Source organism: Psychrobacter nivimaris (assembly GCF_904846365.1).
In the GTDB taxonomy this organism is placed as follows: domain Bacteria; phylum Pseudomonadota; class Gammaproteobacteria; order Pseudomonadales; family Moraxellaceae; genus Psychrobacter; species Psychrobacter nivimaris_B.
This window is the reverse complement of sequence record NZ_CAJHAL010000009.1, coordinates 85999-98490: the sequence shown is the minus strand read 5'-3', so window position 1 is coordinate 98490 and position 12492 is coordinate 85999. Positions and strand designations below refer to the sequence as shown.

The window sequence follows — 12492 nt, the reverse complement described above, 5'->3', positions numbered from 1 at the left end:
CTACGGTTGCGATTGCAGCGGTAAGGGTTGTTTTACCATGGTCAACGTGTCCGATTGTACCGACGTTGACGTGTGGCTTGTTACGTTCAAACTTGGCCTTTGCCATGGGTATTTCCTCTTTTTTTGGTGAATGATCAATAAAAAGCTGTTTAATGGCTCATAATAGAATTAAATCATCATAAACCTAGCTATCAACCGCACGAACCACTGCTTAAACAATGCTCCGAACTAATTCTTGTATCCGTTATTATACGCTGACTTGTCTTAAATAGTCATACATCTCTCAATCGAAATCAACTTCTCTCTAACTAGTAGATATAAAGCTCGATTGATTATAACCTTTCTTATAACCGTATAATTATCTTGATATGCAAGGTCGCGATATTAGCTGACCGACATCATCAAACAATCCGTAAAATCCGTTAACATATGGAACAGCAATCCAATTCCAATGATGTTAAAAGGCTTACGAAGAAAGAGTAAAGCAAAATACACTAGCATCGCATAATAAGTATGTAACGGATGAAAATTAATGCTACATCTATTTGCCTGAAATATTGGGTTTGCTACCAGATGATCTATATCAACCAACATGGTCGCAAGCAAAATCAGATATGCTTTTTTCCACTCTTTTCTAAAAAACGCAATCGCGATAAAGAGAGGAAAACCAAAATGCAAAAAATAATGTATTAACGTCTGCATACTGACCTATTAGTTTTAGTCTTCTCTATATAAGACCATCAAAACCAATATTTATTAATATACTGACAGCACTAAAAGGCAACACCTCAGTGTCACCTTTGAATCATTGTCTACCGCACTACTGTTATATATTTCAATATTCTATAATTTCGATATCGACGCAAAGTTATATAAATAGCAAAACAAGCATAAAAGGTATAAACAATAAATGGAGCTCATATCGAGAATTGAACTCGAGACCTCTCCCTTACCAAGGGAGTGCTCTACCGCTGAGCTATATGAGCGTATATTGAAACCTTTGAGTTGCACTAAAAAAAATATCACGATGCAGCAATAATTACTGACTCTCGTGATGATTTATTGTTATGCTTTGCGATGGTGTATATATGGAGCGGGTGGCGGGAATCGAACCCGCGTCATTAGCTTGGAAGGCTAAGGTGTTACCATTATACCACACCCGCATTTACTCTTATTCAGGATAACTCTAATCGAGAGTTATGAGATATAGAGAGTATGCTTGGCGCTATGACAAACTTTAGAAAATATGGTGGTGGGGGAAGGATTCGAACCTTCGAAGCTTTCGCGACAGATTTACAGTCTGTTGGGTTTGACCGCTCCCCAACCCCACCTTAGGTTGCTTTGAACAAAAATGACTTACATTTAAGACAAATTCATAAAAAGCTACTTTAAGAGAGATGGTGCCGACTGCCGGGATCGAACTGGCGACCTACTGATTACAAGTCAGTTGCTCTACCAACTGAGCTAAGTCGGCTTGTTCTCTTAAAGTGGTGGCTATTCTATCAAATTTTTTGAGATGCGCAAGTACTTTTTCATCTTTTTTTAAATTAATTTGATATAAATATTTAAGTTACTGATTAATCTCGTTTTTTTGTAAATAAAAATATGACGATAAATTGGCTTTTTACTTGCAGCCCTTATTTTTGTCATATTACTGGCTATTTAATTAGCGAATACGCAAGCCATTACAGGCCATTTCTACCGCTTTTATTAATGCCAATGCTTTTTTATTGGTTTCATCCCATTCTTTTTCTGGCACAGAATCAGCAACAACCCCTGCTCCGGCTTGAATATGTATCTCACCACGGCGCATCACCGCAGTACGGATAGCAATGGCCGTGTCCATATTACCATTCCAACCTACATAACCAACTGAACCACCAAACACCGTTCGGCGTACTGGTTCTATCTCATCAATAATTTGCATGGCGCGGATTTTGGGTGCACCTGATAGCGTCCCAGCTGGGAAAGTGGCACAAAATACATCTAGTGCATCTTTGTCAGCTCGTATCGTACCTTCAACGTTAGATGCAATATGCATCACTTGCGAGTAGCGCTCTATAAACATCTTTTCTGTGACTTTAACACTGCCATACTCGCAAACGCGGCCAATATCATTGCGACCCAAATCAATGAGCATCAAATGCTCGGTTGTTTCCTTCTCATCATTGAGCAGCTCTTGCTCAAGCGCTAGGTCTTCAGACTCATCTCGGCCACGTTGCCGTGTCCCTGCTAGCGGCCTTACCGTCACTTTGCCATTTTCGATACGGGATAGGATTTCAGGAGAAGCACCGATAATATCAAAGCGTTTATGATCATCGAGTGTGTAGCCATGCACCAAAAACAGATACGGTGATGGGTTTAGGTAGCGAAGCGCACGATAGACGGCTAGAGAGTCGCCTGTATAGTCCGCGGTCAAACGCTGCGCTGGCACTACCTGCATGACGTCACCTGCGGCGATATAGTCCTTTATTTTATTGACATCGCTACAGTATTTTTCGGCACCTGTTTGCGATACAAATTTAGGCGTAGGCATTACAGGTGCGCGCAAGTTGGACGGCTCAGCTAACTTTTCCTCGATTTGTTCTAACTCGCGAATAGCTGAACTGTAGCCATCCTCAGACTGGCAATCAGCATAGACGATGATTGATAGCGTATTCTCTAAATTATCAAATACAATAACGCTCATCGAAAGCATCAGCCACATATCTGGCATCGACATTGGATTGGGCGCATCAGATAAGCCGACACTTGGCTCAATAACACGTACCATATCGTATCCAAAGTAACCGACTAGACCGCCGCTAAAGCTCGGCATCGTTGGCACATCTTCAGCGGTTGGCATATGATATTGTGCCATCAGCTCACGCAGGTAATCAAAGGGATTCTCTACTGACTCTGTATCAATATGATCGTTTCGTTTGGTCGTCATATTGCCATCAGCGTACTGCAAAATCAGATCGCTACCCAATCCAATCATGGAGTATCGTGCCCAGCGCTCACCGCCTACTACAGACTCAAACAGATAGGCAGAACCATTTAGGTCACGTACTTTGGAGAATACAGATACGGGAGTCTGCGCATCCATCAGACGCTTTTTTACTAGCGGTGCGTGACTAAAGCCTCTATCTCTAAAAGCTTGGTATTCTTCAAAAGTCATCATAATAGCGCTCTCTTAGCACCTTATAGGCAATAACAAAACTATAAGCTGCTCTATAAAATATAGCGCCAATATTCGCTAAAATATCGACGCTATAATGAGTCATTTGTTTAAAAAATGGTACGCACACAAGGGCCTCTGTCAAAAATTACGACAAAGACCTAGTGTAGAGTTGAATTATGCACCGCCCATATTAAACAACCATAAGGCCAAACCGATAATTAGAATGGTCACAAATACCCATATAAACCAGCCGCCGCTCGCTTTTTTCTCTACATGACCTGCATGAGCAGGGTTGCTGATTTCTTGATCCATCGCATTATTGCCTTCGGTACCAAGATCGCGCGCCTGCCCTAAATTAGCCGTGCCTGAAAACTGTGCACTAGCTGCCTGTTTGGCTTTTAAAACTTCAGGGTCAGCTTCTTCTTGTAACTCTGTTTTTGTCGTTTTGTCGTGTTCGTCTTGGACTGCTGGCTCTTCATGCACTGCTGGCTCTTCATGCACTGCTGGCTGCTCTTCTACCACTGGCGCGCTATCAGTAGATGCTGCATGTGATGACTCTGTAGACGTCACAGCTTCTGTTTGGGTTGCTGTTGGTACAGATGTGTCATCTACCCCTTCTGTGGCAACTAGCGTTTCTTCTACTGGCGTAGGCGATGCTGCTTCCGCGTCAGACAGTACTTCATCAATCCCTGTTTCTTTGACAACTGGCTCTGTAGCAACGGCTTCTTCAGTAGCTAGCTCTTCAACAGCTGGTTCAACGGTTTCGTGCGTAGGGGTTACTGATTCTTCGGTCATATCTGAGCCAGTATCTACAGATATAGGGGCCGAATCATCTGTAGCAGGCAACATTTCTTCGATGCCAGTCTCTTTGATCACTGGCTCATTAACTGTTTGCTCTATGATTAGATCTTCTTCAATTAAAGCTTCTTTGCTCGAACTTTTTTCAAGAACGCTTTCCTCAACTACTTGCTCTTCGGTCACAGGCTCACTGGCAGGAGTTTCCAGCACGGCAGCTGTGTCAGCATTATCCTGTGTATCTGCTACTAGCTCCTCTGTGGCTACTGGCGCTAGCGTTTCACTCTCTGACGTCGTCACAGGTGCAGCAGATGCCTGTACTTGAAAGCTAAAACTTGCAAAGCCAAGCGTATCATTTGCTTTGAGATGACTAGATTCATTACCTGCAATACGTTGCTCATTGATAAACGTGCCATTAGAAGAGTCTAAGTCCTTCACGTACAACTGACCATCTAGCACACTGAGCACTGCATGATTGCGAGAAACCTGCTTGCTACCTAGTACTACGTCGTTATCACTACCACGACCTATAGATAAGCTATCACTAACCGTCAGTGTTAGGTCACCTAGCGCTTCGGTCAATGCATTTAGCTGCCAAGTTGTACTTGCTGCCGTATTCGTACTTTCTGTCTCGTTTGTCATGTTATAACTCCTTATTTTTCTATTGAATATCCAATGATGCTAAAAATAATAACTCTAAAATATTACTGCCAATTTGTGATAAGTATTGTCGCTATTTTTTTAATAATATTTGCCTAGCACGGTTTATTAAGTACTTTCCTCAAACACCATACAGCATTTACTTTGGTATAAAGCGAGGTTTTATAACTTTATCAAGCTTGCTATACGGTATATTAAGGACAGGCATACCGTAAGCGTATGGACCGATAGAATAATGCTGGTAACGAATGCTAACGCCTGTATCAGTCAAGGTCACATTATCGCTTAACGTAAATGGCCAGTTTTTCTCATAACTGCTCACATCTTCAGCAACCGTTTTAACCCATCCTTTATACGCATCATAGGCAAGCGCCTCAAAACGAGGTTTTTTACCTGAGATAAGCATATCGTCAAGCGTGACTTGCTTTTTGGTACTTGGGTCAAACACTAGGTACTCGCTATAAGGCATGCCGTGTGCACCGCCCGTATAGACATAGGAACTAATCTCAAACAGTTCAAACTCATCGACATGACCTAGATAATTGGGCGTTACCATCAGATTATAACCCCACGACACATCATCAGGCATATCTCGGAATTGCGAGCTCACAAAGCTATCAAGAGCATCCGTAACTTCTTTTTCGCTGCTTTCACCCTTGATAGGTGCTGACTCTGTCATCTGACTATTGACGACTAAGTTATCGATACGGGCATTGGCAATCTCATCTATCCAGTTTTGACTACTTTTGAGATATTTAACTTCAATCTCTGGACAGTTATCACGCTTGTCACATGTCTCTTGTATATTACTGGGTAGTTGATACGGTAGATATTCAGTGCTACTAAGAAAGCTTCCTGCATTTACCGACATACTAACGGCACTTAATAATAGGCTGCCAGTCAACATAGCAATTGAACGTCTCTGGCTTACCTTTATCGAAAATAGATCAGCCGATATAGATTTATCATCAGTTTGAGTCGTAGTGTGCATATGTCCTCTTTTATAAATATAAAATGTTGTTTATCATTCTACCGTAACAATTGCACTGTATTGTAGGAACACTGTTTGTGTTTTTAAGGTTCTGTTGACAATTAAATGCTTATCTCCTCGCATTTATCACATAAATAACAGACAATAAAAAAGACACGGCTAGCGTGTCTTAATAGATAAACAATACAGCGATGTGGCTGATTTTAATGCTCACGCGTACTGCTAAAAGTCACTTCTGGATAACGATCTTGCATCAACTGTAAGTTAACACGTGATGGTGCAAGGTACGTTAAATAACCACCACCATCTATTGATAATTGGTCATGAGCTTTCTTCTTGAACTTCGCCAATGCTACTTCATCATCGCAATGAATCCAGCGTACCGTAGCTATCGATACTGGCTCAAAGGTACATTGAACCTTGTACTCTTCTTTGAGACGATGCGCGACCACCTCAAACTGTAGGACACCGACCGCACCCAAAACCAAATCATTATTAATCTGCGGCATAAAGACCTGCGTTGCGCCCTCTTCACTTAATTGTTGAAGACCTTTTTGCAGAGCTTTTGATTTAAGCGGATCTTTTAGTACCACACGGCGGAACAATTCAGGAGCGAAATGCGGAATACCCGTAAAGCTCAACTCTTCGCCTTCAGTGAAGCTGTCACCGATAGAGATGGTGCCATGGTTATGCAAGCCAATGATATCACCTGGATAGGCTTCTTCTAGTGCCTCGCGGTCACCTGCTAAAAAGGTCAGAGCATCGGCGATACGGACGTCTTTACCCAGACGCACGTGCTTCATTTTCATACCCTTCTCGTACTTACCAGAGCACACTCGCAAGAACGCAATACGGTCACGGTGACGCGGATCCATATTGGCCTGAATCTTAAAGACGAAGCCTGTAAAATCTGTCTCGGTGGCTGATACTTCACGCTCAGTCGTTGGATGAGCTTTTGGCGGCGGTGCATATTTGACCAAGGTATCAAGTACCATGTTTACCCCAAAGTTACCCAATGCTGTGCCAAACAATACTGGCGTCATCTCGCCAGCCAGAAACGCTTCAACACTGAACTCTTCTAGCGCCATCTGTACCAGCTCAAGCGACTCTTCAAAAGCATCAAACATCAATTGCCCTAGACGCTCACGGATATCTGGATAATCGTAGCCTTCACGAGTCTCAGAGACCGTCATCTTGCCGCCGTTACCTTTTTCATAAAAGTAAGTTTTATTTTCAGTCAAATGATAGACACCGATAAAATCTTGACCCATACCGATAGGCCAAGTCACTGGGATACATTTGATTTTCAACACTGCTTCGATTTCGCTAAGCAACTCAAGCGGCTCACGAATCTGACGATCTAGCTTGTTGACGAATGAGATGATAGGTGTATCGCGCATACGACATACTTCCATCAGCTTGATGGTTCGTTCTTCGACACCTTTTGCACCATCGACCATCATCAGCGCACTATCTACTGCAGTCAAAGTACGGTAAGTATCTTCACTAAAGTCGGCGTGACCTGGGGTGTCTAGTAGGTTGACCATATGGTCTTTATACGGAAACTGCATGACAGACGTCGTAATCGAGATACCACGCTCTTGCTCCATGCTCATCCAATCTGAGGTTGCATGACGATCCGTCTTACGGCCTTTTACTTCGCCCACTACCTGAATCGCTTGACCCCATAACAGGAGCTTTTCGGTCATGGTGGTTTTACCAGCATCGGGATGCGAGATAATGGCAAAGGTGCGGCGCTTAGCAACTTCTTTGTTTAATTTCTTTGGATCTACGCTCATAATTTTCAGCTTCAACAGTTATGTGATTTAGAAGTGACTCTAAATAAATAAAATAAATAATGGGCGTATTGTAGCGGATTTAGCATCAGGGTGCAGAATTAGCGTATAAAAAAACACGCTCTATCAGTCAGACAAAGCGTGTTAACAAAGTTTTTAACCGTCAGCGTAGGGCTTGCTTGATTTTAATAGTAGCGTTCGATTTGCTCAGCTAAGAAGTCTCCTGCGACCTCATTAACAAGCGTACAATCTACCACGCCAAAGCGGCTATCTATATTCGGGTCAGTGCTACCTTTGGCGACATAGTTTGCTTCATAGACGTCCTTTTCGTACTCAACACCGCTATATTCATAAGCAGGCTGTTCATCGTATTCGAAAAACATAACTTGCGCGGCTTGTTGCTGATTCCCTATGCCAACTCCGAACTGAGAGGTTCTATGATCTCTATCTGCACTAAAGCGAGTTTTGGCTGCATCAAGCCATTCATCTATTGTAGCGTATCCGCTTTTGTTTTTCTCATTAAATGCCAAAAACCAGCGCTCACTAGTTACCACAGGGATATAACAAACCGACCCTTCAGGAAAGGCAACATTAGATGGAATTTTAGAATAGTTGTTTAAGTCGGTAATAATACCGTATCTATTGTTCACGTTTGTACTAGCAACATAGCTATTAGCACGCAGCCCTGATAAGTTAAGCGTCTTATAAGTAGTTTGGTAGTCTAGCTGGTTGTTGGTGTTTTTTTCATAGATGGGGCGTTTGACCGTCCGATTATCAACCTCGATGTCTTTATTTTCAAGTCGACCCTCGAAGTCATCTGCTATTACGGTTCTGTCTAAATCATTCAGGCTTTGGTTGCTATAACTGTTGATAAGATTGGTTGTTTTGATCTCGCGCGCACCAGTACGATACGTTTCGTCAATTCGCGCAATTGCCGTAGCATTGGCTTTGCTATCATAACTATTAGCAAAGCTTGTCAATGTAATCTCGCTACTAGCCGTTCCATAAGCGCCGTCTTCTTCCTCGCACCCTATCAAAGCAAGCGTCGTCAAAAAACAAACACTAGGTATCGCAATCCATCTATTCATCAAACAATGTCCTTATGATTCAGATTTCTATTATCCGTACTGATAATATATATGGCTCATTACCGCTATTGCACCTCTTTGACGACTGTACAATAAGCTTGTAAATCTAGGAACGAATAAAACTGTGCCCGAAATCTCATTTACAAACTAGTAGTATATATTTACTCCCAGTGCACTGAGCTGCGCCTGCGATTTGTTATGCTAGGTTTCACGTTGAGATTTACCATTCAGATATAAACATAAAAACTCACAACAAAGGATGTGTTATGAAAACTCTATATTCTACCAAAGCAACTGTCGTGGGCGGCCGAGCAGGTTCAGTCAGCTTGAACGATAATGATCTTAGCATCAACATGGTACCACCAGGCTCTGGAAAAGAAGGTAATAATCCAGAACAACTTTTTGCCATGGGCTACAGCGCCTGCTTTGATAGTGCACTTGGTGCAGTCAAACAGATGGAAAAGGCAAAATTTGACTCGACTACTTCAATAGAAGTAGATTTACTACAAGGCGAAGGCCACGAATATAAGCTTGCAGCCAAAATTCATGTCGTTGGTGAAAATACAGACTTGTCAGCGGATGAGTTTCAACAGTTAGTTGAAAAAGCACATCAAGTATGCCCATATTCTAAAGCCACACGTGGTAACATCGATGTTGAAGTCTCTTCAGAAGTAAAATAACGTATTATGAGATCCATTATCAACTAATAATGAAAAATATATTAATTATAAAAGAACCCAGTTAGTCTGGGTTCTTTTTTTGTTTGAAATCTTGGTGAAAAAGATTATCGCTACAACATCTCGTAACGGTTAAGCAGTTCGGCATGCGCTGATTTTATCGTTATAATAAGCGTATATATTTTTATCTAATAGCTGATAAGTGACTTTTATGACTGATGACATAGCTGACAATACCACCGATAATGACCACAACTCTCACCAAGCGCTTGACCCCAAAGCACTACCGAACTTCGATACCATGCCTAACGTGGCGCTGATGGATACCAGTCATGTAGACAAAGATCAGCCGCCTTTTATTTTGGTTGATGGTTCCTATTATCTGTTCCGCACTTATCACGCTCTACCAAAAACCATGCAAAACTCGCAGGGCCTAATCACCAATGCGATACGCGGTACACTCAACGCATTACTGAAGCTGATGCGTCGTTATCACCCTACTCATATGGCCGTCTGCTTCGATACCAAATCACCGACTTTTCGCCATCATATGTCGTCTGACTATAAAGCAGCTCGTCCGCCCATCGATGTAGAACTGGTAGAGCAGATTCCTTATATTCATCGTTTAGTCACTGCATTAGGTATTCCACTGTTGCGTATCGAGGGTGCGGAAGCCGATGATATCATCGGTACACTTGCCCATCGCGCTGTCGAGCAAGGCCATCATGTAGTCATCTCAACGGGTGATAAAGACATGATGCAGTTGGTTAATGATTGCGTCATCTTAGAAGACAGCTTTACTGGTAAAGTCACGGATACACCAGCGGTGATCGATAAGTTCGGCATTAACCCAAACCAAATGATTGATTTCTTAACGCTCATGGGTGATGCCTCTGATGGAATCAAAGGCGTGCCAGGTATCGGTAAAAAGACCGCTAAAGACCTACTCGTTGAGTATGGTGATATTGCTAATATGTTAAAGCACATTGGCTTTATCAAAGGCCGCGGGGCGAAAGGTCTGATTGAACATGCCGATGACATTCCTTTTAACAGAAAGCTTGCTACCATCGTCACCAATTTGGAAATCGGCCAAGACTGGAACGACTTAAAAATAAATACCGACCCTTGTGCGCATATAGAGGAGCTTCGCGCCCTATATACCGAGCTTGAATTTAGAAATGAGCTGGCATCTCTTGATCATCCAAACCATCCTGCGAATGGCTCACAAAGTGTCGCTGATAGCAAAGCAAACGCGGAGTCACAAGCGCAAGTTGCCAAATCGCTGCAATCGACCAACACTGATAATATGACGGGCAGTAACCATCAAGATAAAGCGTGGCACACTGTACTCGACGAGCCAGCATTTGATAGCTTGGTCGAATTATTAGAAGCAGCTCCGCACTTTGTTATCGATACCGAAACTACTAGCGTCCATTGGCGTGACGCACAAATCGTCGGGCTGTCTTTTGCGGTACAAGCGCATGAAGCCTATTATATTCCGCTCACCCATAGCTTAGAAGGTGATGAGCTGACAGCAAAACAGCTCGACCGCGATACCGTGCTGGCGCGCCTGAAACCGATACTAGAAAATCCTAATATCGGTAAAATCGGACAGCATCTAAAGTACGATGCGCATATCCTTGCTCACTATGATATCGACCTAGTCGGTGCGATACATGAGCAGCCAAATAACTGGGCGATGGATACCATGCTTGCCAGCTACGTTATCAATGCGGCAGCGACTCGACACGGTATGGACGATTTGGCACGCCATTATCTGCAAACGCAGACGATTAGCTTTGAGGAAGTCGCAGGCAAAGGCGCTAAGCAAGTTACCTTTGACCAAGTGGCCATCGATATCGCGAGCGATTATGCTTGTGAAGATGCTGATATCACCTATCAATTATTTGACGTGTTCAGCGTTGAGCTGGCTAACGATGCCAATAATGCCAAATTGTTACACGAGCTAGAGATTCCAACGGCAGAGATACTTTGCCAAATGGAAGCGCATGGTATTTTGATTAAACGTTCATTCTTAAACGAACTATCTAAACGCTTCGATGAAGAAATTATCGCTCTAGAGAAGCGCGCTTATGAAGTAGCTGGTGAAGAGTTCAATCTTGGCTCTCCTAAGCAGCTCGGTGAGATGCTGTTTGAAAAGCTAGGCGTCGCTGGTGGTAAAAAAACCAAGTCTGGTCAATACTCGACTGGTGAGGCTGTACTATCAAAAATCGATCATCCATTGGTCGATATTACGCTAGAGTATCGCGGACTGTCTAAGCTCAAAAGCACTTATACCGATGCGCTAGATAATGTCGCAGATAGCGAAACCGATCGTGTACATACTAGCTACCATCAGGCATTAACGAGTACTGGGCGTTTATCCTCAACAGATCCTAACTTACAAAACATTCCCATTCGTACTGCGACTGGTCGCCTCATTCGTCAAGCCTTTATCGCCCCAGAAGGTCGCGTTATTTTGGCAGCGGATTATTCACAAATTGAGTTGCGTCTAATGGCGCATTTTTCAGGTGATAAAAACCTAACTCATGCCTTTAACGAAGGGTTAGATATTCACGCGGCCACCGCTGCCGAAGTACTTGGTAAGGATGTCGCAGACGTCACTTCAACCGAGCGCCGTAATGCTAAAGCCATTAACTTTGGTCTGCTATACGGGATGAGTGCCTTTGGACTTGCCAAGCAGCTACAGATGAGCCGCGGCGAAGCACAAGACTATATTGATATGTACTTTGAGCGCTATCCAGGCGTCAAAAACTATATGATCAATACTCGTGCAAGTGCCTATGAGCAAGGATATGTCGAGACGATATTGGGCCGTAAGCTCTATACGCCTGATATCAATCATAGTAACCGTATGGTCAAGCAAGGTGCTGAGCGCGCGGCGATTAACGCCCCACTACAAGGCTCTGCTGCTGATTTAATCAAGCTTGCTATGATTGCCGTTGATAAAGTGCTGCCAAAAGAACAAGCCAAAATGCTGCTACAGGTTCACGATGAATTGGTGTTTGAAGTAGATGCCGATAAAGTAGACGAAGTTAGCCAGCTAATTACTAATGCTATGCAAGATGTATTGACGACTACAGCAGTAGAAAAAGGCTGGAATGTAGACTTTGCAGTACCTTTATTAGTCGAGACTGATAGCGGTCAAAACTGGGATGAGGCACACTAATCACTCACTGCCATTTTATCAAATATGTAAGGTATGATTATTCATGTACTTTGCAAATATGACAGTTTTTGATAACTGACACTACAATAAGTCATTATATATTGTTTATCTCAGCAATCACTTATGACCAGT

General features: G+C 42.9%; 9 protein-coding genes and 4 tRNA genes. 2 read left to right on the top strand and 11 right to left on the bottom strand.

What is annotated here, in order from left to right; all coding sequences use genetic code 11:
- The 11 genes from JMX63_RS05885 to JMX63_RS05840 all read right to left on the bottom strand — a co-directional run.
- The coding region (locus tag JMX63_RS05885) for a GTP-binding protein (RefSeq protein ID WP_087553676.1) at nt 1-106 on the bottom strand (106 nt) is incomplete at its 3' end.
- A 278-nt stretch (nt 107-384) separates the two neighbouring features.
- Nucleotides 385-702: a DUF6122 family protein gene (locus JMX63_RS14490; RefSeq protein WP_227673252.1), complete on the bottom strand. Its 318-nt coding sequence runs from the start codon at nt 700-702 to the stop codon at nt 385-387.
- A gap of 209 nt (nt 703-911) precedes the next feature.
- Nucleotides 912-986: transfer RNA gene (locus JMX63_RS05880), tRNA-Thr, on the bottom strand.
- Nucleotides 987-1089: 103 nt separating this feature from the next.
- Nucleotides 1090-1163: transfer RNA gene (locus JMX63_RS05875), tRNA-Gly, on the bottom strand.
- 84 nt (nt 1164-1247) lie between these two features.
- Nucleotides 1248-1331, bottom strand: a tRNA-Tyr gene (locus JMX63_RS05870).
- 67 nt (nt 1332-1398) lie between these two features.
- Nucleotides 1399-1474: transfer RNA gene (locus tag JMX63_RS05865), tRNA-Thr, on the bottom strand.
- Between the two features lie 192 nt (nt 1475-1666).
- Nucleotides 1667-3163, bottom strand: a complete 1497-nt coding sequence (gene trpE, locus JMX63_RS05860; RefSeq protein ID WP_201571535.1) for an anthranilate synthase component I — start codon at nt 3161-3163, stop codon at nt 1667-1669.
- Between the two features lie 174 nt (nt 3164-3337).
- A complete protein-coding gene (locus tag JMX63_RS05855) occupies nt 3338-4600 on the bottom strand; it encodes an FHA domain-containing protein (RefSeq protein WP_201571534.1) in 1263 nt (420 codons plus the stop codon).
- A gap of 157 nt (nt 4601-4757) precedes the next feature.
- Nucleotides 4758-5609, bottom strand: a complete 852-nt coding sequence (locus JMX63_RS05850) for an RsiV family protein (protein WP_201571533.1) — start codon at nt 5607-5609, stop codon at nt 4758-4760.
- 203 nt (nt 5610-5812) lie between these two features.
- Entirely contained in the window at nt 5813-7408 is a 1596-nt protein-coding gene (locus JMX63_RS05845; RefSeq protein WP_102094627.1) for a peptide chain release factor 3, read from the bottom strand.
- A gap of 182 nt (nt 7409-7590) precedes the next feature.
- Nucleotides 7591-8493, bottom strand: coding sequence for a hypothetical protein (locus JMX63_RS05840; RefSeq protein WP_201571532.1), 903 nt, complete (start codon nt 8491-8493; stop codon nt 7591-7593).
- A 266-nt stretch (nt 8494-8759) separates the two neighbouring features.
- Between JMX63_RS05840 and JMX63_RS05835 the strand changes: the two genes are divergently transcribed.
- Both JMX63_RS05835 and polA read left to right on the top strand, forming a co-directional pair.
- Nucleotides 8760-9173 (top strand): organic hydroperoxide resistance protein, encoded by a 414-nt coding sequence (locus JMX63_RS05835; RefSeq protein ID WP_201571530.1) that lies wholly within the window; start codon nt 8760-8762, stop codon nt 9171-9173.
- Nucleotides 9174-9381: 208 nt separating this feature from the next.
- Nucleotides 9382-12360: a DNA polymerase I gene (gene polA / locus JMX63_RS05830; RefSeq protein ID WP_201571528.1), complete on the top strand. Its 2979-nt coding sequence runs from the start codon at nt 9382-9384 to the stop codon at nt 12358-12360.
- Nucleotides 12361-12492: the final 132 nt, after the last annotated feature.